The organism is Flavobacterium sp., assembly GCF_039932285.1.
Lineage (GTDB): Bacteria > Bacteroidota > Bacteroidia > Flavobacteriales > Flavobacteriaceae > Flavobacterium.
The window spans coordinates 1-26652 of sequence record NZ_JBDTQE010000014.1 but is presented as its reverse complement, the minus strand read 5'-3'; the positions used below and the strand labels follow the sequence as shown (position 1 = coordinate 26652).

Annotated in this window: 23 protein-coding genes; 12 read left to right on the top strand and 11 right to left on the bottom strand. The window is 31.4% G+C overall.

Translation table 11 applies throughout. From position 1 onward, the window contains the following. Nucleotides 1–807: 807 nt before the first annotated feature. From ABI549_RS04665 to ABI549_RS04655, 3 genes are all read right to left on the bottom strand, one after another. Nucleotides 808–1575 (bottom strand): ATP-binding cassette domain-containing protein, encoded by a 768-nt coding sequence (locus tag ABI549_RS04665; protein WP_348075291.1) that lies wholly within the window; start codon nucleotides 1573–1575, stop codon nucleotides 808–810. Continuing rightward, nucleotides 1575–2321, bottom strand: a complete 747-nt coding sequence (locus ABI549_RS04660; protein WP_348075290.1) for an ABC transporter permease — start codon at nucleotides 2319–2321, stop codon at nucleotides 1575–1577. Before ABI549_RS04660 ends, ABI549_RS04665 begins: the two co-directional genes overlap by 1 nt. Nucleotides 2322–2387: 66 nt before the next feature. Then, complete coding sequence (locus tag ABI549_RS04655; RefSeq protein ID WP_348075289.1) at nucleotides 2388–3239, bottom strand: glycosyltransferase family A protein; 852 nt, start codon at nucleotides 3237–3239, stop codon at nucleotides 2388–2390. Nucleotides 3240–3298: 59 nt separating this feature from the next. On the opposite strand from ABI549_RS04655, the gene ABI549_RS04650 reads away from it, so the two are divergent. After that, on the top strand, nucleotides 3299–4186 hold the full coding sequence (locus ABI549_RS04650; RefSeq protein ID WP_348075288.1) for a glycosyltransferase family 2 protein: 888 nt from the start codon (nucleotides 3299–3301) through the stop codon (nucleotides 4184–4186). Then, nucleotides 4176–5639, top strand: coding sequence for a hypothetical protein (locus ABI549_RS04645; RefSeq protein ID WP_348075287.1), 1464 nt, complete (start codon nucleotides 4176–4178; stop codon nucleotides 5637–5639). Before ABI549_RS04650 ends, ABI549_RS04645 begins: the two co-directional genes overlap by 11 nt. Here ABI549_RS04645 and ABI549_RS04640 read toward each other — a convergent pair. The 3 genes from ABI549_RS04640 to gcvP all read right to left on the bottom strand — a co-directional run bounded on the left by ABI549_RS04640 (nucleotide 5627) and on the right by gcvP (nucleotide 10129). Continuing rightward, complete coding sequence (locus tag ABI549_RS04640; RefSeq protein WP_348075286.1) at nucleotides 5627–6685, bottom strand: ketoacyl-ACP synthase III; 1059 nt, start codon at nucleotides 6683–6685, stop codon at nucleotides 5627–5629. The two genes, ABI549_RS04645 and ABI549_RS04640, sit on opposite strands and share 13 nt — an antisense overlap. Nucleotides 6686–6810: 125 nt before the next feature. Continuing rightward, entirely contained in the window at nucleotides 6811–7188 is a 378-nt protein-coding gene (locus tag ABI549_RS04635; protein WP_348075285.1) for a group III truncated hemoglobin, read from the bottom strand. A 97-nt stretch (nucleotides 7189–7285) separates the two neighbouring features. Next, nucleotides 7286–10129 carry an aminomethyl-transferring glycine dehydrogenase gene (gene gcvP, locus ABI549_RS04630; protein WP_348075312.1) on the bottom strand — a complete coding sequence of 948 codons (2844 nt, stop codon included), beginning with the start codon at nucleotides 10127–10129 and terminating at the stop codon, nucleotides 7286–7288. Between the two features lie 138 nt (nucleotides 10130–10267). Here gcvP and ABI549_RS04625 point away from each other — a divergent pair, with 138 nt between their 5' ends. The 3 genes from ABI549_RS04625 to ABI549_RS04615 all read left to right on the top strand — a co-directional run bounded on the left by ABI549_RS04625 (nucleotide 10268) and on the right by ABI549_RS04615 (nucleotide 12565). After that, on the top strand, nucleotides 10268–11101 hold the full coding sequence (locus ABI549_RS04625) for a hypothetical protein (RefSeq protein ID WP_348075284.1): 834 nt from the start codon (nucleotides 10268–10270) through the stop codon (nucleotides 11099–11101). A 248-nt stretch (nucleotides 11102–11349) separates the two neighbouring features. After that, the gene (locus tag ABI549_RS04620; protein ID WP_348075283.1) at nucleotides 11350–11898 is read left to right on the top strand and encodes an inclusion body family protein; all 549 of its coding nucleotides are present in this window, start codon (nucleotides 11350–11352) and stop codon (nucleotides 11896–11898) included. A gap of 100 nt (nucleotides 11899–11998) precedes the next feature. Next, nucleotides 11999–12565 carry an AidA/PixA family protein gene (locus tag ABI549_RS04615; protein WP_348075282.1) on the top strand — a complete coding sequence of 189 codons (567 nt, stop codon included), beginning with the start codon at nucleotides 11999–12001 and terminating at the stop codon, nucleotides 12563–12565. A 71-nt stretch (nucleotides 12566–12636) separates the two neighbouring features. On the opposite strand, the gene ABI549_RS04610 is transcribed toward ABI549_RS04615, so the two are convergent. The 5 genes from ABI549_RS04610 to ABI549_RS04590 form a co-directional block, all read right to left on the bottom strand. Further along, the gene (locus tag ABI549_RS04610) at nucleotides 12637–13083 is read right to left on the bottom strand and encodes an SRPBCC family protein (RefSeq protein ID WP_348075281.1); all 447 of its coding nucleotides are present in this window, start codon (nucleotides 13081–13083) and stop codon (nucleotides 12637–12639) included. 3 nt (nucleotides 13084–13086) lie between these two features. Beyond that, nucleotides 13087–15114, bottom strand: coding sequence for a M3 family metallopeptidase (locus tag ABI549_RS04605; protein WP_348075280.1), 2028 nt, complete (start codon nucleotides 15112–15114; stop codon nucleotides 13087–13089). 92 nt (nucleotides 15115–15206) lie between these two features. Continuing rightward, on the bottom strand, nucleotides 15207–15698 hold the full coding sequence (purE, locus tag ABI549_RS04600) for a 5-(carboxyamino)imidazole ribonucleotide mutase (RefSeq protein ID WP_348075279.1): 492 nt from the start codon (nucleotides 15696–15698) through the stop codon (nucleotides 15207–15209). Nucleotides 15699–15773: 75 nt separating this feature from the next. Continuing rightward, nucleotides 15774–16919 carry a 5-(carboxyamino)imidazole ribonucleotide synthase gene (locus tag ABI549_RS04595; RefSeq protein ID WP_348075278.1) on the bottom strand — a complete coding sequence of 382 codons (1146 nt, stop codon included), beginning with the start codon at nucleotides 16917–16919 and terminating at the stop codon, nucleotides 15774–15776. A gap of 108 nt (nucleotides 16920–17027) precedes the next feature. Further along, a complete protein-coding gene (locus tag ABI549_RS04590; RefSeq protein WP_348075277.1) occupies nucleotides 17028–17558 on the bottom strand; it encodes a hypothetical protein in 531 nt (176 codons plus the stop codon). A 74-nt stretch (nucleotides 17559–17632) separates the two neighbouring features. Here ABI549_RS04590 and ABI549_RS04585 point away from each other — a divergent pair, with 74 nt between their 5' ends. The 7 genes from ABI549_RS04585 to ABI549_RS04555 all read left to right on the top strand — a co-directional run. Then, nucleotides 17633–18166: a phosphoribosyltransferase family protein gene (locus ABI549_RS04585; protein WP_348075276.1), complete on the top strand. Its 534-nt coding sequence runs from the start codon at nucleotides 17633–17635 to the stop codon at nucleotides 18164–18166. 34 nt (nucleotides 18167–18200) lie between these two features. Then, a complete protein-coding gene (locus ABI549_RS04580) occupies nucleotides 18201–18773 on the top strand; it encodes an adenylate kinase (protein WP_348075275.1) in 573 nt (190 codons plus the stop codon). A gap of 82 nt (nucleotides 18774–18855) precedes the next feature. Continuing rightward, entirely contained in the window at nucleotides 18856–20136 is a 1281-nt protein-coding gene (locus ABI549_RS04575; protein ID WP_348075274.1) for a hemolysin family protein, read from the top strand. Between the two features lie 285 nt (nucleotides 20137–20421). Then, entirely contained in the window at nucleotides 20422–21429 is a 1008-nt protein-coding gene (gene obgE / locus ABI549_RS04570; RefSeq protein WP_348075273.1) for a GTPase ObgE, read from the top strand. A 386-nt stretch (nucleotides 21430–21815) separates the two neighbouring features. Further along, on the top strand, nucleotides 21816–23099 hold the full coding sequence (locus ABI549_RS04565) for a hypothetical protein (protein ID WP_348075272.1): 1284 nt from the start codon (nucleotides 21816–21818) through the stop codon (nucleotides 23097–23099). A gap of 154 nt (nucleotides 23100–23253) precedes the next feature. Beyond that, nucleotides 23254–25065, top strand: coding sequence for a family 10 glycosylhydrolase (locus tag ABI549_RS04560; RefSeq protein ID WP_348075271.1), 1812 nt, complete (start codon nucleotides 23254–23256; stop codon nucleotides 25063–25065). Nucleotides 25066–25219: 154 nt separating this feature from the next. After that, the coding region (locus tag ABI549_RS04555; protein ID WP_348075270.1) for a S46 family peptidase at nucleotides 25220–26652 on the top strand (1433 nt) is incomplete at its 3' end.

Below are 26652 nucleotides of genomic sequence, written 5' to 3'. Positions count from 1 at the left end.
TATAATTAACTAAAGTTTGTCTTATGATTAGGCATAAATCATAAACTAAATCTTTGTCTATTTTTTTTAAAGTCATGTTTAATATTCTTACATTATCATCTGAATCATATGATAAATTTTAACTTTTCTCATAATTGTTTTTTATTATACCCATTTATATCTAATCTTTTTAAAGGATTTTCGATATGATTCCAACTACGCACAATGTTTTATTGTTCAATTAGTAGGAAAATATAAAAGGTATTTTTTTTAAGGTGTATATCCGTTATTAGTTGCTTAACGTCTACTAAAATTTGGAATAATAACATAATTCTTTGAAAACAAAAATAATTGAAATATTATATTCATAAAAAGAATAGTAGTCTAGATTTATAAATTTCGAGTCTTAAATTCATGAATTACTCAAAAAAACTTATAATTAAATGATTTTTAATGCTATATTAAAAAGATGGTTTTTAATACTTTTATAGAAGAGTATGGGTTAATCTCTAAAATAGTTGATTTAATATTATATACGCTCTTGTTAAATATGATTTTTTTATCAAAATTTTACCAAACGTCTATTTATTGAGTTAAATAGAATAAAATAATATTCCACTAAAAAAGTGCTGTTTTTTTAGGATTTCAGTAATAAAATTGATTATATAAGAATACCATTCCATTTCAGAGGTAATATTTTGGTATTGGGGATTTTTATCTTAAGTCTACTGATGGACTTTCTCTTATTAAGTATTATAGGTTGATTGGATTATTGTTAAAACGAATAAATATCAATTCTATCGAAGCGCATGTGTTATTATAAACAATCTAAATATCCTCATTCAATACCGCTTGTCTCACTTTTTTAAATAATTCTGACGAATAAACAAAATCCGTTACGGCTTCATTATCCGTTCTGAAAATTTCTTCTTTGGTTCCTTGCCAAGCTTTTAGTCCATTTTTTAGAAATAGTATATTCTGACCAATTTCCATTACAGAGTTCATGTCATGAGTATTTATAACGGTTGTAATGTTATATTCTTCGGTAATTTCGCCAATCAAATTATCAATCAAAATGGCGGTGTTTGGATCTAAACCAGAATTGGGTTCGTCGCAAAATAAGTATTTTGGATTGTTTACAATAGCGCGAGCAATAGCCACACGTTTTTGCATTCCGCCCGAAATTTCAGAAGGTAATTTTTTATGAGCATCAATAAGATTGACTCTTTTTAAAACAAAATCGACACGATCCTGAATTTCAGATTTAGAATTCTGTGTAAACATTTTTAGCGGAAAACCTATATTTTCTGCTACTGTCATCGAATCGAATAAGGCACTTCCTTGAAAAACCATGCCAATTTCGGTACGCAATTCTCGTTTTTCATCGGCAGATAATTCGGAATATATTCTACCATCAAATGAGATAGTTCCTACTTCTGGCGAATGAATTCCCAACAAGCTTTTTAATAAAACTGTTTTTCCAGAGCCACTTTGACCAATTATTAAATTGGTCTTTCCAGTTTCAAAAACAGTCGAAACGCCTTTTAAAACCTTGCTATCTCCAAACGATTTCTCGATATTTTTTACTTCTATCATTAGGTTAAAAGTAGTTGAGTTAAAATATAATTCATCAAAATAATCATGACCGATGTCCAAACAAATGAAACGGTACTTGCTTTTCCTACTTCAAGTGCGCCACCTTTCATGTAATAACCGTGAAATGATGGGATTGTTGCTAGGATTAATGCGAAAATTAATGTTTTTATAAAAGCATATGCAATATGAAAGGGGATGAATTCTTTTTGTAATCCATCTATAAATTCGGCACTACTACCAAAACCACCATAAACACTGGCAATATAACCACCTAAAATACCTAAAAACATAGCAATTCCTATCAGAAACGGATATAACAATAAAGCGATTAGTTTTGGGAAAACAAGATAATTTAAAGAGTTTACACCCATTACTTCTAGCGCGTCAATTTGTTCGGTAACACGCATAGTCCCTATACTCGAGGTGATAAACGAACCCATTTTTCCCGCCATAATAATGGAAATAAAAGTGGGTGCAAATTCTAAAATAATAGATTGTCTGGTCGCAAAACCAATAAGGTATTTAGGAATTAGCGGATTGGTCAAATTTAAAGCAGTTTGTATGGCTACAACACCACCTACGAAAAAAGAAATGAAAGCTACAATTCCTAAGGAACCAATAATTAAATCGTCTGTTTCTTTGAAGATAAGTGTTCTCATTACCGACCATTTGGTTGGTTTTTTGAAAATTTCTCCTATCATCAGAAAATATCTTCCGATTTGCGATAAATAACGGACTAGCATCATAATATTAAATAATGGCTAAAGTAATTAATAATTGACAATTAACAATTGATAATGTAAATTAAAGAATCAACGAAATAATTTTTCTTTCATCTTTTTCCAACGATAATTTCTAATGAATTTTGCTTGTTCGTTAGAAACTAATAAAGGTTTTTTAGCTGATTTAGCTTTCCAAAAACCTTTTGTATAGTCTAAAAAAAGAAGTGGTTTTTTTTTCATCATTGCTAGTTTTGCCGAAGCAATTGCAGTAATAAAAAATCCATATCCTAAACTATAAAAAGCTTCTCCTTGTTTGTAACGAGCAGTTTTGTTGTAGTTTGCGCCTGTTGGTTTGAGGTGTTTTACTTGCAATGATGGGTCGGTTACGACTTTCCAATTGTAAAATTTGCACAATAATTCGTCAACAGTATCCCAGCCCATTGCTGGTTTTAATCCGCCAATTTGTTTGAAAGCTGCTTTTCGATACGCTTTAAAAGCACCACGAATATGATCTTTATCGGTTAGGTTTTCTAAAATCCAATCCCCGTTTCTTTCTATGTAAGCAAATCCGCCAACCATTCCTATTGTATCATCAGATTTGAAATGATTGATAATGGTTTCGAAATAATTTTTTGGAAAAATTAAATCGGCATCTGCTTTTACAATAAAATCATAATCATCATCTAAAGTTTCTAATCCTTTGTTAAAAGCTTGTATGACTTTGCTTCCGGGCAAATGTATGGCTTCCGAAGTTTTATTTACCAAGGTAATTGTTTGATTATTTTCGGCGAAAGCCAATGCGATATCTCTCGTTTTATCGGTCGAATTATCATTGACAACCACAATTTTTGTAGGCAAAATAGTTTGCTCAATAATTGATTGTAAAGTCAAACTGAGAAACGATTCTTCGTTGTGTGCAGGAATTATGATGTAATATTTCATTTTATACTAAACTCGACTACAAATATCCTTATTTTTGTAGGATAATAAAAATATTGGCTTTGAATAAAAAGGTTTTTGTCATCATTGTGACGTATAATGGTTCGAAATGGATAGAGAAATGCATCAATTCTTTGTTGCGTTCTACTTTTCCTGTCAATATTGTGGTTGTCGATAATTGTTCTACTGATAATTCAGTTGAACTTTTAAAACAATTTTCAGAAATTCATCTCATTCAATCTAAAGAAAATTTAGGATTTGGAAAAGCCAATAATATTGGGATCGATTATGCTTTAAATCATCAAGCAGATTATGTTTTCTTACTCAATCAAGATACTTGGATTTTTGATGATACTATTTTGAATTTAGTCGCTGTTGCTCAGAAAAATCCTTCATTTGGAATTGTAAGTCCGATGCATTTTTCTGGCGATGAAAAAACGCTCGACGAAGGTTTTGTGACTTATTATAATAGAAAAATAGAAGGAAGTTTAGATGCAACTATTATAAATGTTCCTTTTGTAAACGCAGCTGCTTGGCTTGTTTCTAGAGATTGTTTGCAAAAAGTGGGTGGTTTCGAACCGCTTTTTGGACATTATGGAGAAGATAGAAATTACTGTGACCGTGTTTTGTACCATCAATTTCAAATTATAATTGCTGAAAATGCTAAAATATGCCATGACAGGAAAATTACACGGAATTTCAAAAAAGATATAATCCAGTCGAAATATACAATGTTATCAAAGGTTTTAGATATAAATGACACTTTGTTTTTGAGTTATACAAAGGCATTAAAATCGGTTTTTGGATTGCCAAAGTATTTCAAAAAAAGCTATTCTTTTTCTTCTATTGTAAAGTTATTTTATAATTTGGTTGTTTATTATGTACAGCTTGTTTTCAGTGTACGAATGATTAAAATAGCTAGAAAAAAATCGATGGCTTATGTCAAATAAAATTTCCCAAAAGCAGGCTTTTTTCTTTACCATAATTAATTATGTCGGAATTGTTATTGGCGTAGTTTCTACACTTTTTATTTATCCAAATGACAAAGAACTACTCGGAATTTTCAGGTATATCGATGCGATTTCGTATGTTTTATTTCCTATAATGCTTATAGGTGCATCGCAAGCATTGGTCAATTTTACCCCAAAATTAGACGAATTACACAAGAAAAAATTATTTAATTATAGTATATTTTCTATTCTAGTTATAAGTGGTTTTATTCTCGGATTACTTTTTATAATTTCTTTTATTCCAGCTTTCAAAGGAATGAAATATGTTTATATTGCTTTTCCTATTGCGCTATGTTTGGCATTTATCGAATTATTCAAAAAGCAAGCTACAATTATTCAGAAAATATCGGTTCCTACATTTTTAGACAATATTATCCCGAAAATTTCGCTGCCCATTATTTTTTTATTGTTGTTGTATCATTACATAACGTTTAGTCAATCTGTTATTTTTTACATTTTTTCGTATGGATTAATTTTTATTTTACTTGCGATTTATTTGTATAAATATTTTAAACCTAAATTTAATTTAGACTTTAAATCACTTTTTAATGAAGTTTCTAAAAGAGATTATTATCATTTTTCGATGTATGCTTTTGCAGGAAGTTTGGGCTCTGTTTTTGCTTTTAGGATTGATGCCCTGATGATTCCTAAATTTATCTCGATGGAAGCCAACGGAACATTTAGCATCGGCGTGACTTTAGCATCGGCATTAGCCATACCAGCGACTGGTGTTTTTGCATTATATGCACCTATTATTTCCAATTATTTAAAAAACGATAATTTTTCGGAATTAAATTTAAAATACAAAGAAATATCGAAGTTGCTTTTCTTTATTGGCGCACTTTTATACAGTTGTATTTTTTTGGGAATCGAAAATTTATTTATGATGTTGCCCACTCACGAAAAACTAATGACCTCAATCCCTATAATTCTCATTTTAGGATTTAATGTTTTGGTTAATATGGGAACAGGTTTTAATAGCGAAATAATTACGTATTCGAAATATTATAAATTCAATTTAATCGCCATTGCTATACTTATTGTGTTGAATGTGGGTTTAAATTTACTCTTTATACTTTATTTCAATTTTGGAATTGAAGCTGTTGCAGTAGCCTCATTATTATCGATGGTGGTTTTCAATTTTGCTAAATTGCTTTTTATTTACAAAAAATTCAAGCTGTTTCCTTTCGATTATAATTACCTGAAATTGGTTTTAATTCTTGTAACAACTTTAGGGTTTGTCTTTTTTTTACCAAAATTAATCAATGAAATGTACACTTTAGTATATAAGGTTTCATTGTGTTTGTTTCTGAATATTTTTATTATTTATAAATTAAAATTGGTTTATCAAGTGACACTTTGGATAAATAAAATTAGAAATTATACACGATAAACCATCGCGTTAATATTCATTCCTGCTCCAACAGATGCAAAAATGATAACATCGCCTTTTTTTATTTCTTGATTTTCTATTCTTCCGTTTACGAGTAAATCATACAAAGTAGGTACTGTTGCTACACTAGAATTTCCTAATTTGTGAATACTCATTGGCATAATACCTTCGGGTGTTTCTTGATTGTGAAGTTTAAAAAAACGATGAATTATTGCTTCATCCATTTTTTCATTTGCCTGATGAATTAAAACTTTTTTTATTTCAGAAATTGGAATGCCACTTTTGTCGAGACAGTCTTTCATGGCTTTTGGAACTTCATTTAATGCAAATTCATATATTTTACGTCCTTGCATCTTAATGTAACGAACATCTTTATCAAGGTTTTTGTTAAATGAATTACCAAAAAACAAATAATCAGCTTCATCGGTAGCAAAAGTTGCAGAAGCATGCGCTAAAATACCACCATCTTCATTTGTAGCTTCAACGATAGTTGCGCCAGCTCCATCAGAATAAATCATGCTGTCTCTATCGTGAATATCAACGACTCTCGATAAAGTTTCGGCACCAATAACCAGACATTTTTTTGCCATTCCTGCTTTTATAAAAGCTTGCGCTTGAATAACACCTTCTATCCAGCCTGGGCAACCAAATAAAATATCATAAGCGACACATTTTGGGTTTTTTATTCTTAATTTTTGTTTTACTCTCGCGGCTAAACTTGGTACAGCATCAGCTTGTATAGCTCCTTGTTTTACATTGCCAAAATTGTGCGCAAAAATAATATAATCTAAAGTTTCAGGGTCAATATTTGCTGTGTCAATTGCTTTTTGAGCAGCAAAATAGGCAATATCTGAAGTTACAAGATTTGTATCTACATATCGTCGTTCTTCGATTCCTGTTATTTGTTTGAATTTATGAGCGATGACTTCGTTTGAAGCATTAAAAGCACTTCCATCTTCATTCAAAAATTGATGCTTTGCAAAATCTAAATTGGTTACGATTTGATTCGGGATATAACTTCCTGAACCCGTTATTTTGATGTTCATTTTGTAGTAATTGGTTATGCTAAAGTATCAATAAAATATCCTTTTTTAATTAAAAAATTTAAAATTTAATTATTATTACAAAATATTCATTTAACATTATCTTAATTTATTGATAATATAAAAAATTATTTGTTTTGTTGAATGATTTTAATTTGCATTATGGTTGCAATACTTAATGCTTGGGTTTTTATTTGCTCCGCTTTTTCACCCATAAAATTTTCATCAACAGTAGTGTAAAAATGATTTAGCCAAATTTTAAATAACTCTGGAGTTAAATGTTCTTTTTGATTGATATCTAAATGTATTTGAGTCAGGTTTTTGGTATAACCTCCAGTTCCTAAAATAGCTTGAGACCAAAAGGTAACCAAAATAGGTAAATGCTCTTCAATTTTAATTTTTACAACATCTGTAAAAATATAACTAATGGCATCATCAGCAAGTAGTTTTTTGTAAAACTCATCGACTAACAAATATAAGTCTTCTTGGTTTTCTATGTCTTTCATTTTTTTAGTCTAAATATCTTAAAGTCAAAAGTCGAATGTCAAAGTGTTTTTTTAGTACTTTATGACATTCGACTTTACAAATTTTATGACTAGTTAATTACATATAAGCCTCAATTGGCGCACATGAACACACTAAGTTTCTATCTCCATACGCTTCATCAACACGACGAACAGTTGGCCAGAATTTATTTTCAGCGATATAATTTAATGGGAAAGCAGCAGTTTCTCTTGTGTAAGGGAAAACCCATTCGTCAGCAGTAACCATTGCTAAAGTATGAGGTGCATTTTTCAAAATATTTTGAGCATCGTCTTTAGTTGAAGCTGCAATTTCTTTACGAATTGAAATCATCGCGTCACAAAAACGATCTAATTCTGCTAAATCTTCCGATTCTGTTGGTTCAATCATTAACGTTCCGGCTACTGGGAAAGAAACCGTTGGTGCGTGGAAACCATAATCCATTAAACGTTTAGCGATATCGGTTACTTTGATTCCGTTGTCTTCAAAAGCACGACAATCTAAAATCATTTCGTGAGCCGCTCTTCCCATTTCTCCAGAATATAAAACTGGATAATGAGCTTCTAAACGCGCTTTCATATAATTGGCATTTAAGATGGCGTGTTTAGTTGAATTAGTTAAGCCTTCTGCACCTAACATACAAATGTAACCGTAAGAAATCAAACAAACTAAAGCCGAACCATAAGGAGCAGCAGAAATTGCAGAAATTGCTTTATCACCACCCACTTTAATTACTGGATTGGTTGGTAAAAACGGCACTAATTTATCGTTCACACAAATTGGTCCAACACCTGGTCCACCACCACCGTGAGGAATAGCGAAGGTTTTGTGTAAGTTTAAGTGACAAACATCAGCACCAATTGTAGCCGGATTGGTTAATCCAACTTGCGCATTCATATTCGCACCATCCATATATACTAAACCACCATTTTCGTGAATGATGTTAGTGATTTCGATAATTGAACTTTCAAAAACACCGTGAGTTGAAGGATAAGTTACCATTAAAGCAGATAAATTAGCTGCATGTAAAATAGCTTTTTCTCTTAAATCTTCTACATCAATATTTCCTTCTGGAGTTGTTTTTGTTACGATAATGTCCATTCCAGCCATAGCTGCAGAAGCCGGATTGGTTCCGTGAGCCGAAGAAGGAATTAAACAAACCTTTCTGTGGTTGTCTCCACGAGATAAATGATACGCACGAATAGCCATTAAACCAGCATATTCACCTTGCGCCCCAGAATTAGGTTGTAAAGTAGTGCCTGTAAAACCAGTAACGACATTTAATTGTTGTTCTAATTTTTTAAGCATGGTAAGATAACCTTCCGCTTGTTCGATAGGAGCAAATGGATGCATATTGTTCCAATTTGCCATAGATAAAGGCAACATTTCGGCAGCAGCATTTAATTTCATCGTACAAGAACCTAAAGAAATCATCGAATGATTTAACGATAAATCTTTACGTTCTAATTTTTTGATATAACGCATCAACTGACTTTCAGAATGATGATTGTTGAAAACGTCATGTTGTAAGAAAGTTGACGTTCTTTCTAAACCATCAGCAATTCTTCCAGAAGGTAAAAGGATTTTTACGGGTGTAAATTCTTTTCCAGTTGCTTCTGCGAAAATTCCGATAATTTGGTTGATGTCAGTAATTGAAGTCGTTTCGTTAAATGAAATAGAAATCGTTTCTGCATCAATATAATAGAAATTTACTTCATTTCTTTCTGCAATAGCTTTCACTTTAGCAGCATTTGCTTTTACAGTAATCGTATCGAAAAAGGAAGTATTTGTTTGGTAAATACCTAATTTATTTAATTCTTCAGCAGTTGTATTTGCAGAAGAGTGAACTTTATTGGCAATATATTTTAATCCTTTTGGTCCGTGATACACCGCATACATTCCAGCCATAACCGCTAATAAAACCTGAGCCGTACAAATGTTTGAAGTCGCTTTTTCACGTTTAATATGTTGTTCACGAGTTCCTAATGCCATACGCAAAGCACGGTTTCCGTTTACATCAATAGAAACACCGATAATTCTACCGGGCATCGAACGTTTGTATTCGTCTTTTGTAGCGAAGAAAGCTGCGTGTGGTCCACCGTAACCCATTGGAATTCCGAAACGTTGCGAAGTACCAACAACAACAGCTGCTCCCATTTCACCTGGAGATTTTAATTTTGCTAAAGATAAAATATCAGCAGCAACGGCTACTTTAATTTCATTTTCAGCAGCTTTTGCAATAAATGAAGTATAGTCGTTTACTTGACCATATTTTCCTGGATATTGTAAAATTGCTCCGAAAAATTCGTTTGAAAAATTGAAAGTTTCATGATTTCCAACTACTAATTCAATTTTAAGTGGCGTAGAACGAGTTTGTAAAACAGATAACGTTTGTGGTAAAATTTCTTCTGAAACGAAAAATTTAGTTATGTTGTTTTTCTTTTGATCACGAGAACGTACATCGAACAATAAAGCCATTGCTTCTGCCGCAGCAGTTGCTTCATCTAATAAAGAAGCGTTGGCAATTTCCATTCCAGTTAATTCGATAACGGTAGTTTGGAAATTTAAAATCGCTTCCAAACGACCTTGCGCAATTTCTGCCTGGTAAGGTGTGTAAGCGGTGTACCAACCTGGGTTTTCAAAAACATTTCTTTGAATAACCGCTGGTACAATTGCTGGATTGTAACCTAAACCAATATATGATTTGAAAACTTTATTTTTTTTACCTAATTCTGAGATATGATTTAAATATTCATATTCTGTCATTGGTTCTTCTAAATTCAATTCAGATTTTAAACGAATATCTGTTGGGATTGTTTCGTAAATTAATTGATCTACTGAATCAACTCCAATAGTTTTTAACATGTGGTTTAGGTCGTTTTCACCAGTTCCAATGTGTCTTAAAGCAAAAGCATCTGTTTTCATATAATCTAGGAATGTGTTGTGTAATTTTGATTGCAAAAATAAATATTAATCTGCTAATAAATGCTGTTTTAAAGTTCAATTTTTATCGATTTTTCAACTAAATAAGAATCTTATTAACAGTTTGACTAATTTTGTTGAATGAAGATTTTTAAACAGATATTCGATTTTTACATAAACAGCAGTATTCACGTGGCTTTGTCAGTTTATGCATTGTCGCGAATCACACAATATATGTTTCATATTTATGATGATGAAGCAATCATTTATTTTGCTTTTTTTGGAACGATTATGGGTTATAATTTTGTAAAATATGATGCTTTGGCTAGAGTCCAAAAAAAACAAATGCGAAATGAACTAAAAGCAATTGTTTTTTTAAGTTTTTTGTCATTAATTGCTGTTGGTTTTTGTTTTTTTCAATTGCAAATACATACCCAAATTGTTGCAGTCGCTTTTTTAGGACTCACATTATTATATACACTTCCCTTTTTTCCTAATAGAAAAAATGCCAGAAATTGGGCTGGTGTCAAGATTTATATGGTTGCTTTAAGTTGGGTAGGTGTAACTTTAATTTTACCAATTTTGAACGCAGAAATTATAATTGGTTCCGATTTTTATCTTAAATGCATACAGCGTTTTATTTTAGTTTTTGTTTTGATTTTAATTTTCGAAATCATCGATTTGCAATACGACGATCCACATTTGAAAACTGTTCCGCAACAAATAGGAGTGAAGCGAACGAAATATTTAGGTTATATTTTGTTGCTAATTTATTGTGGATTAGAGATTTTCAATATCAATGGTAATGACAATCTCAATAATCATTTTTTTTCATTGCCCTTACAGTCTATTATTGCCGTTATTATTGCGATTTTTATATTTTTTGCTAACGAGAATCGGCCTAAATATTATACTTCTTTTTGGGTAGAAAGTATTCCAATAATTTTAGGTTTTTTACTGCTAATTTTCGGCTAAATCTATTTGTTTTTTTATTGATTATTTTCCTTATTAAAATTCATTTCAGTCTTCTTTTCTTGATGTTTTAATTTTACTAGTAATTATACGTGTTTTATAATTCGGGTATATTCACGCTATTTAGTTGTGTTAAATCTGAATAAGTTTGTCTAGTAATATTACAACAGAAAAGTGGAATTCAGAAACCACTATAAAAAACGAGGCGGATCTGAAAAGCCTTATGAGTAGGGAAACAAAATTTTTTTATCATGAACGAATCATTAAAAGCCTCTTCGGCACAAATAGATATTCTTGTTGTTATAGACACGGAATATATTAAAGCAAATTTTCCAAAAAACACAGATCCTAATAATGCTCAAGGGATAAACCACAACAGTCAATATATGATTTGTTATAGCCCTAGAGGAATTGTATCAGGTCAAGGGACTGCTGATCTCAGTTTTAAAGCTAATGTTGGAGATAATGTATCTTTCAGAGGAACTTCAATTCAACAAAATTCTGATGATGCTGTTATACTTTATGGAATTAAATATTGGAAAGGGGATAAAGTGTTCAATACATTTGTTACGAACATAGTAACTAGAAATAGAGCAGCACAGCCTGATCCAAATCAGCCTAACGGTATCCCACCAGTTTTAACAATTCAGAATTTTACAAGTTATGATTCTAAAATTGCTAGAGGCGGAACAGAAAATTTTTATGTTTATATTGCTGTATATACATTGGCAAGTGATGGACAAACGCAGGAATTATATGGTTATTATTATTGGGATCCTCAAGTTGTAGTGCCAGTTTAAATTCTTAATTAACTTTACTAGTAACATTTCAGATAAAGTTATTGAAAACACGAAATAGAATTTTTCTTATTCGTGTTTTCTGTTTTTTAAAAATATTATTATGAAAACAAGTATTCCTGTTTTTAAGCAGCAAATTTTGATTTTGATCGATACGATTTCGATTCAAAAAAAATATACTGAACCTAGTCTTGATCTTTGTAATCCAATACAAATAGATTTGTCTAATAGATTTCTTATTTGTTCAAGAAATCTAAATCCTATGTTTGAGATATCTTTAAATGGTATTTCATTGCAAGCAGAAATAGGAGATAGAATTATTTTTACAGGTATTTCTATTGATGGTGGCTCGTTTGATTCTATTATTTTGTACAAAATAGAAACATTACAGTCAGTTAAGGAAGAAAATAAGGTTAAAGTGTTTGGGAAGTTTAACCCAGAATGTTTTGAAAGAAGTGTTGTTCAAAATAAAGTAGGTGTAGATAATGAATTCTCAACATATTTAATGAATCAGAATTTTATTTTGTTCAAATCTTGTATTAATAAGTTTTCTAATCAAGATGTCAAGATTTCATTTGCAGTTTATATTATAGATAATGATGGGCAACAACAGAGTTTGTATGGGTATTTTTGTTTTATTCAAAATTTTATAATAAATAAAGTAAATTAATCATCTAGTTAGTTTATTTTTCACGAAATGATATAAAGTTTTTTTTAAAATCTTAAGTTTGCTGATGTGTTTTATTCCGATAATTCTTTCAAAATCTGATTCCTATACAATATAAAATTTCTCAAATGTCTTTTCAAAAATAAAATATCAAATAATTCTCCAAAAAAACCAAAAGGTGTTTCATAACATAATTTGTCGGTCATAGTTGTAACCCCTTTACTTTCTTCAAAAAAATGTTCGTGTCTGAAGGATTTAAATTTGCCTTCTTCCATTTCATCTACAAAATAATCATACAAATTCATTGCTGTTATTCTGCTTTTGTGAGTTAAGTAAAATCCAAAATGTTTGCCTCGCCAAGTGACGGTTTCATTATGATTTATCAATCCGGAAGTTACACCTGCAATTGCAATTTCATTGGTTTTACTTGCAGATTGTTGGTGAATATCGATATTTCTATTAATATTAAAAACTTTCTGAATTGGCGCGTTTACTTTTGTAATTATGTTTATTGTTGTCATAATTTATATCAATCCAGCACGTTTCAACAAAGCATCTGGTTGTGGTTCTTGTCCACGAAATCTTCTGTACAATTCCATTGGCAATTCGGTTCCACCTTTAGAAAGTACATTTTCTTTAAATTTTGTTGCCACTTCTTTATTAAAAATTCCCTTTTCTTGAAAATAGGCAAATGCATCAGCATCTAAAACTTCAGCCCATTTGTAGCTGTAATATCCAGAAGAATATCCTCCAGCAAAAATATGCGAAAATGAAACACTCATACAGTTTTCGGCAACATCGGGATATAAAGTTGTGTCTTCAAAAGCGGTTTTTTCAAAAGCTTTTACATTGCTAATTTCGGTTGGATTATTGCTGTGAAATGCCATGTCTAATAATCCAAAACTCAATTGACGCAACGTTGCCATTCCTTCTTGAAAACCAGCGCTTTCTTTTATCTTTTCGACAAAATCCTGTGGAATAATCTCGCCAGTTTCATAATGTTTTGCAAACAAAGCCAAGGCTTCCGGTTCGTAACACCAGTTTTCCATGACCTGACTTGGCAATTCTACAAAATCCCAATAAACAGATGTTCCTGATAAACTCGGGTAAATAGTGTTGGCCAACATTCCGTGTAATCCGTGACCAAATTCGTGAAATAAAGTCGTTACTTCATTGAAAGTTAGAAGTGAAGGTTTCGTTTTTGTTGGTTTTGTGAAATTGCAAACGTTAGAAACGTGTGGTCTTTCGTTTACGCCGTCTTTAATATATTGTGATTTGAAACTTGTCATCCAAGCGCCATTTCGTTTTCCTTTTCTTGGAAAAAAATCTGTGTAAAAAATGGAAACTAATTCACCAAATTCATCTTTAACTTCATACGTAGTTACTTCTTCGTGGTATTTATCGATGTCAAAAACTTCTGTGAAAGTCAATCCGTATAATTTTCCGGCAATGGTAAAAGCGCCATTTAAGACATTTTCTAATTGAAAATATGGTTTTAGTTTCTCGTCATCTAAATTGAATAATTTCTGTTTTAATTTTTCAGAATAATACGATCCGTCCCATTTTTCTAAGTGATCTATTCCATCTAGCTCTTTTGCAAATGCGGTTAATTGTGCAAATTCTCTTTCGGCTGCGGGTTTTGCTTTAATCAATAAATCATTTAAGAACGATTTTACTTTCTCTGGATTTTGAGCCATTCGTTCTTCCAAAACAAAATGAGAATGTGTTTCATATCCTAATAAATTCGCTCTTTCGAAACGCAATTTCGCAATTTTTAACGTGATTTCCTGATTGTCGAATTCGTTGTTTTGAAATGCTTTTTTTCCAGCCGCGATAGATATTTCTTTTCGCAATTCACGATTTTCGGCATAAGTTACAAACGGCAAATAACTTGGCATATCTAAAGTGAAAATATAACCATCTAAATCTTTACTTTTTGCCAATGCTTTTGCAGCTTCAATCGTTCCTTCTGGTAAACCTTTCAGATCAGATTCGTTGGTAATATGCAATTGATAATTATTGGTTTCTGCCAAAACATTTTCGCTGTAAGTCAGTTTAAGTTTTGCTAATTCGGTATCAATTTCACGAAGTTTTGTTTTTTTATCTTCGGATAATAAAGCACCATTTCTGGAGAAACTTTTGAATTTTTTATCTAATAAAGTGGTTTGTTCTGTAGTTAAATTTAAGCTGTCTCTTTGTTCATAAACCGATTTTATCCTTTTAAACAATTCTTCGTTTAATGTGATATCATTGCTGAATTCGGTTAATAACGGCGTTACTTCCTGCGCGATTTTTTGCATTTCGTCACTGGTTTCTGCCGAATTTAGGTTGAAGAAAATAAACGATAATCTATCTAAAGCATTTCCTGAAAAATCTAATGCTTCGATGGTGTTTTCGAAAGTTGGAATCTCTGGATTTTTAATTATTGCATCGATTTCAGCTTTTGCGGAAGTAATATTTTCGATAAAAGCGGGTTTGTAATCTTCTAATTTTATTTGAGAAAATGGCGCAGTATCGTGTTTTGTATTGAATGCGGAAGTTAATATTTTCATTATAAGAATTTAAGTTTTTTAAACAATTAAGAAATTTAAGTTACATTAAGAATGATTGTAAAGTCTTAATTTTTCTTAATTTTTTAATAATTTTATTTTTTATTTTTTAATCCGTCTGATGACTCATTTACTGCATCTTTAAGTCCTTCTTTATAAGAAATAATCTTATCTAAAACCAATTTGTCTGAAGAACCAATGATTTGAGCGGCAAGAATTCCAGCATTTTTCGCGCCATTTAAAGCCACAGTTGCCACAGGAACACCGCCAGGCATTTGCAAAATAGACAAAACAGAATCCCAACCATCAATAGAATTGCTTGATTTTACCGGAACGCCAATGACTGGAAGTGGCGACATTGAAGCGACCATTCCGGGTAAATGTGCCGCTCCGCCAGCTCCGGCAATAATCACCGAAATGCCACGAGTGTGTGCATTTTTGCTGAAATTAAATAATTTTTCGGGCGTTCTGTGCGCCGAAACAATATCGACTTCTGTTTCTATTTCAAATGATTTTAAGATGTCAATTGCTTCTTGCATTACGGGCATATCGGATATGGAACCCATTATTATGGCTACTTTGCTCATATTTATATTTTGAATTTTGAATTATAAATTTTAAATGATTGTAGTTGATTTCATTCAAAATTTATAATTTATTTTTTAACTAATCACTCTAATGCTATTCTTCACTTCTTCCGCAATTTTACGTGCTTGTTTCATATCTTCATTTACTATAGTAACGTGTCCCATTTTTCTAAAAGGACGCGTTTCTCTTTTTCCGTAAATATGCGGCGTTACGCCGCCAATCGCCATAATGTTGGAGATATTTTCGTAAACTACTGGTCCGGAAAAGCCTTCTTCTCCAACCAAATTTACCATAATTCCGGCAACTTTGCTATCGCAATTTCCTAAAGGAAGATTTAAAATGGCTCGCAAATGATTTTCAAATTGCGAAGTGTAACTTGCTTCAATCGTGTGATGCCCTGAATTATGCGGTCTTGGCGCTACCTCGTTTACTAAAATTTCATCATCTTCAGTTTGAAACATTTCTACAGCCAATAATCCAACGTGGTTGAATGTTGACGAAACCTGTAAAGCAATTGCTGTCGCTTTTTTTGCCACTTTATCATCAATTCTTGCTGGGCAAATTACATATTCTACCTGATTGGCTTCCGGATGAAATTCCATTTCGACAACAGGATAGGTTTTTACTTCGCCTGAAACATTTCGAACCACAATGACTGCCAATTCGTTTTTGAAAGCAATCATTTCTTCGGCAATGCATTCTACGTTTGGTAAATTTTCTAAATCTGAAATTGTTTTAATGATTTTCACACCATTTCCATCGTAACCAAATTCGGTACATTTCCAGACAAATGGAAGTTTCAGATTTTGAATATTAGATTCTAGATTTTCAAGGCTCGTAAATCTTGAATAATTTGAAGTTGGAATATTATTTTGAATGTAAAAATTTTTCTGAATTCCTTTATTCTGAATTAGTTTTAATGTTTTTGGTGATGGATAAACTTTTACACCTTCATTTTCTAATTTCTCTAAAGCTTCAAGATTAACGAGTTCTATCTCGAAAGTTAGTACATCGACTTGTTTTCCGAAATTATAAACTGTTTCAAAATCCATTAAACTTCCTTGAAAAAAATGATTACAAGCTATTTTGCATGGTGCTTCGTTACTCGGATCGAGCACATAAGTTTGAATATCGAATTTTCTGGTTTCGGCCAATAGCATTTTGCCTAATTGTCCGCCACCAAGAATTCCTAGTTTAAAATTGGAAGAGAAATAATTCATTTGTTGTAGTTATTGTTTTTTAATAGTCAAATGCAGTCGCTTCGCTCGTGTCATTGTAATTGTGTGTGTTTGAGCAAAGATACTTTATAAAGGTTTAATAGAAAAAATCTATTTCATTTTCTTTAAAATTTCCTTCGAAACCGCTTTGTATGCTGCAGAATATTTTGTGTAATCGTCAGAAATAATCCGTTTTAATTCTAGATAAATCCAGTCATTTTTTTTACCTAATTCAAATAATGCTCTAATAGAATAGGCTTTGGTTGCCACTTTTACATTTTCAAGAATGAGCCAATCAAAACAGGATTCAATGATTTTTTGTTCTTGATCTTTGGTCAATATCATGTGTTTAGCAAGGAACATGCAAATTTTAGAAATGGGACGTAGTGCACTCTCATGAGAGAATTTTGATATTTTGCTGCAAAACACATCTAAAAAAGGATCTGCTAAATGAAGTCTTTCTTCCAATACTAATTCTAAGATCCAACAGTATTTATAGTGGTCTTTGTTTCCCGTGTTGAAAGCTAATTTTATTAACTCCGAAATTAGTTTTGGATTATTTAAAATATATTGTGCATTGTCTTCTCGACTTTTTCTATGAGCACTACTGTTTTCAATTCTTTGAAGTAATTCTAAATTCATACTTCAAAAATAAATAAAATCTTCTAAATGAATGCTAATTTGTTATCTTTGCCAATTATTCTATAAAAATAACTATGGAAATTAAATTACACGACAAATATTTTGTTCCTTTTATTTCGGCACAAGAAATAGATTTTGCAATTGCAACGATGGCAGCTCAAGTAGAAGCCGATTTTGCAGATGATGTTCCTGTTTTTGTAGGAATTATTAACGGATCATTTATGGTTGTTTCAGATTTTATGAAACATTACAAATCACCTTGCGAAGTAAGTTTTATTAAAATGGCTTCTTATGATGGTATGGAATCTACTAGTGAAGTCAAACAACTTATAGGGATTAATCATGATTTAACAGGAAGAACTGTTGTAATTATTGAAGATATTGTAGATACTGGAAATACTGTCGAAGAACTAAAAACCTTATTCAAAAAACAAGGTGTAAAACATTTTAAAATCGCAACACTATTTTTTAAACCAGAAGCGTACAAAAAAGATATTAAATTGGATTATATAGGTATTAGAATTCCAAATAAGTTTATCGTTGGTTTTGGTTTAGATTACGATGGTTTGGGTAGAAATTTGCCAGAAGTATACCAATTAAAAGATTAAATAAATAACAACATAACTACACAATTTTTTTAAAATGATTAACATAGTTCTTTTCGGGAAACCGGGCGCAGGAAAAGGTACACAAGCAGAATTTTTAAAAGAAAAATACAATCTAACACATCTTTCAACAGGTGATGTTTTTAGATTTAATATAAAAAATGAAACTGAATTAGGAAAATTAGCCAAAACTTTTATAGACAAAGGAGATTTGGTTCCGGATGAAGTAACTATCAAAATGTTAGAATCTGAAGTTGATAAAAACCAACATTCAAAAGGGTTTTTATTTGATGGATTTCCAAGAACATTAACACAAGCTAGTACTTTAGATGCGTTTTTAGTATCAAAAAATCAAGCCATTACAGCTACAATTGCATTAGAAGCTGAAGATGAAATTTTAGTACAACGATTATTAGAAAGAGGAAAAACTTCTGGAAGAATTGATGATCAAGACGAAGAAAAAATAAGAAATCGTTACCAAGAATATAATGAAAAAACTGCTCCTTTAATGGATTATTATAAAAAAAACGGAAAGTTTCATGCTGTAAATGGTATTGGTACAATCCAAGAAATTACTGAACGACTCAGTAAAGTCATCGATAATTTGTAACTTAGCAAAAAGCAAAAAATAATAATAAAACGGTTTCGTTATCCCGAACAGATAAATTAACGAATAACCAAATCAACAAAAAGTGGAAATACTTATCATTTTCTTTTTAATTCTTTTAAACGGAGTGTTCTCAATGTCAGAAATTGCATTGATTTCCGCTCGTAAAAACCGACTAGAATCGGCCGCAAAAAAAGGAAATACTAGTGCAAAAACAGCTTTAGATTTAGCCAATTCGCCAAACAAATTTCTTTCGACGGTACAAATAGGAATTACTTTAATAGGAATTCTTACAGGTATTTATTCTGGCGACAAAATAACAACCGATGTTAGATTATTTCTAGAAGGATTTACAGTTTTACAACCTTATTCACATAATTTATCGGTAGGAATTGTAGTCGTTATTCTAACGTTTTTCTCTTTAGTTTTAGGGGAATTATTGCCTAAAAGAATAGGACTTAATCATCCAGAAGCTATTGCAAAAGCAGTGGCTGTTCCTATGAAAATTATTTCGGTAGTAACTGCGCCATTTATTTGGTTGTTAACCACAACCACAGATTTTATTTTAGATATTCTCAAAATAAAACCAACAGCCGACGGAAAAGTAACTGAAGAAGAAATAAAAGCAATTATCAAAGAAGGAACCGAAGGAGGAGAAGTTCAAGAAATAGAACAAGACATCGTAGAGCGTGTTTTTCATATTGGAGATAGAAAAGTAAATTCTCTAATGACACACAGAAATTCATTAGTTTATCTGTCAATCGAAGACGACGATATTACTTCGCTAAAAGCAAAAATGCTTAACGAATTACATTCTGTTTATCCAGTTTGCGAGGACAATCTCGATGAGGTTGTAGGAATTGTGTTTCTAAAAGATTTGTTCGCCAGTTTCGAAAAAGGCAATTTCGATTTGAGAGCCATTACAAAAGAACCAGTCTATTTTATCGAACACACATCAGCATATAAAGCCTTAGAAATATTCAAAAAATCTAAAGTGCATTACGCTCTGGTAACTGACGAGCATGGAATGATACAAGGAATCATAACCCTAAACGATATTCTAGAAGCACTTGTAGGTGATGCTGCCGATTTTTACGAAGAAGAATTTCAGCTTAATGCCCGTGAAGACGGTACTTGGCTCGTAGATGGACACTACTCGCTACATGATTTCTTGACTTATTTCGACATGGATGACCTCATAAACGACTATGATGTAACAACGGTTAGTGGTTTAATAATGACCGAGTTATCGTATATCCCAAAAGTAGGAGAAAAACTCATCTGGAACAAAATGCAACTCGAAGTAATCGATATGGATGGCGTAAAAATCGATAAGGTTTTAGTAAGTTCATTAGCAGAAAAATAAAAAAATAATAATTATCAAGAACGAATAATTCGGGCATTTTCAGTAAATCATGTTCCCGCTTTCCGCTTCAATCTTTGCTTTTCTAAAGAAAAAAAGCAAAGGATTTTCGTTGAAATCGGGGTTAAAAAGCCAATTATTCGCCTACTTGAAAAATAGTTTTTAGAAACGATTTCCATTTTAATAAGGAAATCTAAAACAAAATGACAGAGGATTTGAAATTAAAAGGAGGACAGCCAGTGGCTGTCAGGTATTTTATTTTAAATTTTTTATAAAATACAAGAAATTATGACTGAAGGTAACTTTGTAGACTACACTAAAATATATGTTTCATCCGGAAAAGGAGGAAAAGGATCTACGCACTTACATAGAGAAAAATTTATCGAAAAAGGTGGGCCAGACGGTGGTGATGGTGGTCGCGGCGGACACGTATATCTTGTAGGAAACAAAGCGCTTTGGACATTGTTTCACCTAAAATTTGCACGACATGTAAAAGCAGGTCACGGTGGCGATGGCGGAAGCTCACGAAGCACAGGAAGCGATGGAGAAGATAAGTATATCGAAGTGCCTTTAGGAACCGTAGTTCGTGACAAAGAAACCAACGAAATTCTTTTCGAAATAACCGAACACGAAGAAAAAAGAATCATTGCCGAAGGTGGAAAAGGTGGTTTAGGAAATTGGCATTTTCGCAGTTCAACGAATCAAACACCAAGATATTCTCAACCAGGATTACCAGCCCAAGAAGCTGATATTGTATTAGAACTAAAAGTACTTGCCGATGTAGGTTTAGTAGGTTTTCCTAATGCAGGAAAATCAACACTATTGTCAGTACTAACTTCTGCGAAGCCTAAAATTGCCGATTATCCATTTACAACACTAAAACCAAATTTAGGAATTGTAGCTTATCGTGATTATCAATCATTTGTAATAGCCGATATTCCTGGAATTATAGAAGGAGCTGCCGAAGGAAAAGGATTGGGGCATTATTTCTTGCGTCATATTGAGCGTAACTCAACATTATTGTTTTTAGTCCCAGCTGATGCCGATGATATTAAGAAAGAATATGATATTCTATTAGATGAATTGCGTCGTTATAACCCAGAAATGTTAGACAAAGACCGTTTAATTGTTGTTTCTAAATGTGATATGCTTGATGCCGAATTACAAGTGGAAATGAAAAAACAATTAGACAAAGATTTTGCGGAAATTCCATATTTATTTATCTCATCAGTTGCCCAACAAGGCTTAATTGAATTAAAAGATAAATTATGGGCTATGCTAAATACAGAAAATTAGTTTTCAACATTATTTTATAAAAAAGGCTTCTATTTTGGAAGCCTTTTTTTATCGAATTTTAAAATTTTAAAAATGATATTATTTATAAAAACTTAAAATGAATTGTTTTAGAGTCATTTTTTCTTTCAAAAAAGTGATTATTTTATATCAAATAATTGAATACTGATTTCATTTTGCCATTTTTATTAAAACATAAGTAATCACTTTACCCAATTTATTGGCATTTCATCGAGTATTTAGGTGTTATGATGACTTTAACAAAATATGAGGTTTAACCTCATCAACTTTTGTGTAAATCCCTCTTAATTTTATAATTGAAATAATAAAAGAAATTTTCCCTAAATCATTTTAATATTTTAAATATTATAAACAAAACTTACCTACCTATGAAAAAAATTATTCTATACATTATTTTAAGTAATACACTATTACTTAATGCTCAAACAGGAAAAGGAATTAGCGGCGAAAAAAATTGGTTAGAATCTTGGACAAATTTTAAACCAAAACTCACAGACTACAATGAAGCCAATGAAATACTTACAGGTGTCATTGATAAAAATACTATACTCTATAAAAAAAATATTTACTTAATTATTGGTAAAGTTTATGTTGCAAATAATGCAGTATTAACTATTGAACCTGGTACTTTAATAAGAGGCGACTATGATAGCCGTGGAATGCTTGTTATAACAAAAGGGTCAAAAATTATTGCTAATGGGGAAGAAACAAATCCAATTGTATTTACATCAAACAAATCGGCATCAGAAAGAAAACCTGGTGATTGGGGAGGTGTTGTTATTATGGGAGAATCGAATACAAATAGGTTTGGAAACATTGGTTACTTAAATTTAGACCTCGATTCTAAGTTCAACACATATGGTGGCGACTATTTAAATAACACTTCAGGGTCATTAAAGTATGTAAGAATTGAATTTGCAGGTGGAAAAGAAAGAGGTCTTTACGATGCTTGTTCATTACTATTAGCAGGAGTAGGAATTGCAACAAAACTAGATTTTATTCAAGTAAGTTTTTCTAAAGTTGATTCGTTCAAATTTTTGGGTGGCCAGTTAAATGGTAGTAATTTAGTCTCATTTCGTGCTAATAAAATTGATTTTGATTTCACAGAAGGAATTCAGGCAAAAATAAATAATAGTGTTGCCATTAGGAATTCTTACTATTCAGATCCTGGAAAATTCAGAGTTTTCGAAATTGATTCTTACGATTTGATTTCAAATGCAGACTTGACAAAAAAAATGACTAAAGTAGTTGCAAATAATATAACTATGATAAATGAAGATGTACAAAATACTGATGGATTACTAAGAGAAGCAATTTTTATCAAAGAAAATGCCTATTTAGAGATGTCAAATTCTGTCGTTTCAGGTTTTAATAAATTTGTTCTCTTTGATGCAAATTTGAATGTAAATTCTGAAAATCTTGAAAAAGTTAAATTTCAAAATATGTTGTTAAACAATTGTAAAAGCTATGTTAGTAGTGAAGTTGTCGAAAATAATGAACAACTTGAAAGTTGGTATAATAACGAAAAATTCAACATCACTTGTTCAAAAGTTGTGAATGGATTATTATTTGCAGATTTGGATTTTAAAAGTTCACCTGATTTACAATTGAAAAATAATAATTTATTAACCACCAGATTAGCAAATAATTAAAGCTAAATTTTACCCCATAATTTTTTTAACTAACCTGTAATAAATTTATTTTTTGCAGGTTTTTTCTAATTGTTAGATTTAACAATTTATAAGTAGTAGTATTTTTTTTATATCTTCGTAAGCTGATTTAATGAGGGTTGCTTAATCCATTATAATGAAAAAAAATATTATTTTAATTTTTACATCACTTATATTTCAAATCTCTACGTGTCAATGCATTCAAAATACTGAATTTTACGATGCTACTCCAAAAAGAGATTTACGAGGTGTGTTTTTAACGTCTGTTTTTAATCTCGATTGGCCAACGAATAGATTAGCAACACCAGCAGTTCAACAGGCAGAATTAATTGCTATTTTAGATAATCTAAAAAGCAATAATTACAATACTGTTTTTTTACAAGTAAGACCTGAATGTGATGCTTTATATAACTCAAGTATCGAACCTTGGTCATATAGATTAACTGGAACACAAGGGCTAGCACCTAATCCTTTATGGGATCCATTAGCATTTGCAATTACCGAAGCCCATGACCGTGGTCTCGATTTGCATGCATGGCTAAATCCTTATAGAGTTAGAGCAAATATAACATCTTATGCAGCCTCTGCTAATAGTATTTTGAATACGCAACCCACATGGATTCTTACAGCTTCTAATGATGCAAATTTAAAAATTCTAAATCCCGGAATTCCTGCGGTTCAAGATTATATAACCAGTATTGTTAAAGATATTTCTTCGAGATATGATATTGATGGAATACATTTTGACGACTATTTTTATCCAAATGGAGGAATGAATAAGAATCAGGACAATCAAACTTACATTGATAATAATCCAACAAACATTACAAACATTGCAGATTGGAGAAGAAACAATGTAAATATTATGATTGGTAAAGTTTATGACGCAATTCAAGTTATTAACACAAACCAAAATAAAAATATAGTTTTTGGAGTAAGTCCATTTGGGATTTGGAAATCAGGAATGCCAACAGGAGTTACAGGAAATCCATCATTCTCAGCACTTTATTGCGACCCAATTGCGTGGTTAAATGCTGATAAACTAGATTATTTAGCACCACAACTGTATTGGCAAATAACAGGTTCACAAGATTATATAGCGCTTTCTAAATGGTGGAATGATCAAATTAAAGCAAAAAACAAGCAATTATATGTAAGCCAAGCATATTATAGAATGATTGATGCAAGTAATTGGTCAGTTAGTGAAATTCAGAATCAAATTATTCAAAATAGAGCAACTAATATGGATGCTAATTTTGGACAAATTGCTTACAGGTATTCTTCTATAAAAAATAATGAGAAGGCAATTAATTCAACTTTAAACGGATCACAATATCAATATAAATCATTTGCTCCCCCAATTTTAGGAATAGGAAAAGATATTATTTGTCCTAATATTCCAACAAATATAAGAACAGAAGGATTGTATGTAAAATGGGATACTCCAACTGTAGCTTCAGACGGTGATTTGCCTGTAAAATACGTAGTTTATACTTTCGATAATGAGCTTGAAGCATTAACAAACCAAAATGATGGCTCTAAAATTTTAGACATTGTTGTAGGAAATCAATTATTGGTAAATGAAATGTTATTAAGAACTAAATATTTTGTTGTGTCTTCGTTAGATAAAAACAACAATGAAAAAGGAGATTTTTCACAACCATTTCTTAGTATTGGGAATCAAAGTTTAACTGATCAAATGGTAATAAATATATATCCAAATCCTTTTTCTGATGAGTTTGTGATTTATAGCGATGACAATAAATTATTAGGGAAAGTTATTATCGGAATATATGATTTGTCAGGAAAACAAGTTTTTAGTGAAACTATAGAAAAAAGTAGCGAAGAATTAAAAATTAATCCTAGCAACCTTAAAAAAGGCTTTTATCTTGGAAAAATAATTTTAGAAAATGGAAATAGCAAAACTTTTAAAGTAATAAAAGAATAAGTAATATAAAAACGGCACTCATTGAGTGCCGTTTTGCTAATTAATAAATTTAAATATTAAGTTAAAATTATCTTAACAAACTATTTTTAGTAGTTGCTTTTTATTGAAGTTTTTTAAAAATAAATTATATTCGCACGACTAAAAAAACAAAATTATGAAAAAGATTATTTTATCTCTGATTGTTGCAATAATGCTGCTTCCTGCAAGTGTTAAAGCAGATGAAGGAATGTGGTTCCTAATGTTCATCGAACGTTTAAATCACAGAGATATGGAAAAAATGGGATTGCAGTTAACAGCTGAAGAGATTTACAGTATCAATCACCATAGTTTAAAAGACGCTATCGTTCAATTTAATGGAGGTTGTACAGCTGAACTAATTTCTAAAGACGGATTAGTATTAACAAATCACCATTGTGGTTATGACGGGATTGCAGAACTTTCTACTGCAGAACATAATTTACTAAAAGATGGTTTTTGGGCTGCAAATCGTGCCGACGAAAAAAAACCATCAAGTTTATATGTTCGTTTCTTTGTTCGTATGGACGATTGTTCTAAACGAATTTTAGCAAAAGTAAATCCTTCAATGACTGAATTAGAGCGTGAAGCAGCTATTAACAAAGAAATTTCTTTAATCGAAAAAGAAAACAATGAAGGCGGAAAATATACCGTTTCTGTTCGTCCATTCTTCCAAGGAAATGAATACTACTATTTTGTATATCAAGATTATAAAGATGTGCGTTTGGTTGGAGTTCCACCAGAAAGTTTAGGAAAATTTGGAGGAGATACAGACAACTGGGAATGGCCACGTCACACTGCCGATTTCTCAATGTTTAGAGTTTACGCGGATGCTAACGGAAATCCAGCAGAATATTCAACTAATAATGTTCCGTTGCAACCAAAACACTATTTACCAGTAAATTTATCGGGTGTAAAAGAAGGAGATTTTGCTATGATTTTGGGTTATCCAGGTCGTACAAACCGTTGGATGCCGGCTGGAGGAATTGAGCAAAATGTAAAATTTGCTTATCCTGCTTGGGTTGAAGGGGCAAAGACTGGAATGGATAATATGAAAAAATACATGGATCAAAGCGATGCTTCTAGATTAGTTTATGCTTCAAAATATGCATCGACAGCTAATTATTGGAAAAATCGTCAAGGAATGATTGATGCATTAAGCAAATTCGGAACAGCAAAATCTAAAGCAGCACAAGAAACTAAATTTGACAAATGGGCAAACCTACCAGCAAATAAAACGAAGTACGGAAATGTGGTTTCAAATATTAATAAATATTATGCTTTAACAAACGAGAAATCCCGTCATGATAATTATTTGCAACAATTGTTTAGAACAACTATTTATGGTTCTATTGGAAGAACTTTAGGAAAACAACTAGATAATTATGTAAAAGCTGATGCTGCTAAGCGTGCTCAAATGGCGCCAGCAATTAGGGAAGCTTCTGAAACGATGTTTAAAGATTTGTTGATTCCTGCAGAAAAAGATCTTTTAGCAGCGCAATTAAAATTATATGCTACAAAATCTACAGGTTATGCTATTGCGCCAATGGTCGATAAATTAGCTAAAGAAAA

What these genes read in the sequence shown, in the direction of transcription:
- purE (WP_348075279.1), bottom strand. Translation starts at nt 15,698, where the DNA reads ATGAGCAAAGTAGCCATAATAATGGGTTCCATATCCGATATGCCCGTA.
- ABI549_RS04635 (WP_348075285.1), bottom strand. Translation starts at nt 7,188, where the DNA reads ATGAAAGACATAGAAAACCAAGAAGACTTATATTTGTTAGTCGATGAG.
- ABI549_RS04585 (WP_348075276.1), top strand. Translation starts at nt 17,633, where the DNA reads ATGGAAATTAAATTACACGACAAATATTTTGTTCCTTTTATTTCGGCA.
- ABI549_RS04610 (WP_348075281.1), bottom strand. Translation starts at nt 13,083, where the DNA reads ATGACAACAATAAACATAATTACAAAAGTAAACGCGCCAATTCAGAAA.
- ABI549_RS04625 (WP_348075284.1), top strand. Translation starts at nt 10,268, where the DNA reads ATGAAGATTTTTAAACAGATATTCGATTTTTACATAAACAGCAGTATT.
- ABI549_RS04580 (WP_348075275.1), top strand. Translation starts at nt 18,201, where the DNA reads ATGATTAACATAGTTCTTTTCGGGAAACCGGGCGCAGGAAAAGGTACA.
- ABI549_RS04620 (WP_348075283.1), top strand. Translation starts at nt 11,350, where the DNA reads ATGAACGAATCATTAAAAGCCTCTTCGGCACAAATAGATATTCTTGTT.
- ABI549_RS04655 (WP_348075289.1), bottom strand. Translation starts at nt 3,239, where the DNA reads ATGAAATATTACATCATAATTCCTGCACACAACGAAGAATCGTTTCTC.
- gcvP (WP_348075312.1), bottom strand. Translation starts at nt 10,129, where the DNA reads ATGAAAACAGATGCTTTTGCTTTAAGACACATTGGAACTGGTGAAAAC.
- ABI549_RS04640 (WP_348075286.1), bottom strand. Translation starts at nt 6,685, where the DNA reads ATGAACATCAAAATAACGGGTTCAGGAAGTTATATCCCGAATCAAATC.
- ABI549_RS04560 (WP_348075271.1), top strand. Translation starts at nt 23,254, where the DNA reads ATGAAAAAAAATATTATTTTAATTTTTACATCACTTATATTTCAAATC.
- ABI549_RS04590 (WP_348075277.1), bottom strand. Translation starts at nt 17,558, where the DNA reads ATGAATTTAGAATTACTTCAAAGAATTGAAAACAGTAGTGCTCATAGA.
- ABI549_RS04665 (WP_348075291.1), bottom strand. Translation starts at nt 1,575, where the DNA reads ATGATAGAAGTAAAAAATATCGAGAAATCGTTTGGAGATAGCAAGGTT.
- ABI549_RS04660 (WP_348075290.1), bottom strand. Translation starts at nt 2,321, where the DNA reads ATGATGCTAGTCCGTTATTTATCGCAAATCGGAAGATATTTTCTGATG.
- ABI549_RS04645 (WP_348075287.1), top strand. Translation starts at nt 4,176, where the DNA reads ATGTCAAATAAAATTTCCCAAAAGCAGGCTTTTTTCTTTACCATAATT.
- ABI549_RS04615 (WP_348075282.1), top strand. Translation starts at nt 11,999, where the DNA reads ATGAAAACAAGTATTCCTGTTTTTAAGCAGCAAATTTTGATTTTGATC.
- obgE (WP_348075273.1), top strand. Translation starts at nt 20,422, where the DNA reads ATGACTGAAGGTAACTTTGTAGACTACACTAAAATATATGTTTCATCC.
- ABI549_RS04595 (WP_348075278.1), bottom strand. Translation starts at nt 16,919, where the DNA reads ATGAATTATTTCTCTTCCAATTTTAAACTAGGAATTCTTGGTGGCGGA.
- ABI549_RS04565 (WP_348075272.1), top strand. Translation starts at nt 21,816, where the DNA reads ATGAAAAAAATTATTCTATACATTATTTTAAGTAATACACTATTACTT.
- ABI549_RS04605 (WP_348075280.1), bottom strand. Translation starts at nt 15,114, where the DNA reads ATGAAAATATTAACTTCCGCATTCAATACAAAACACGATACTGCGCCA.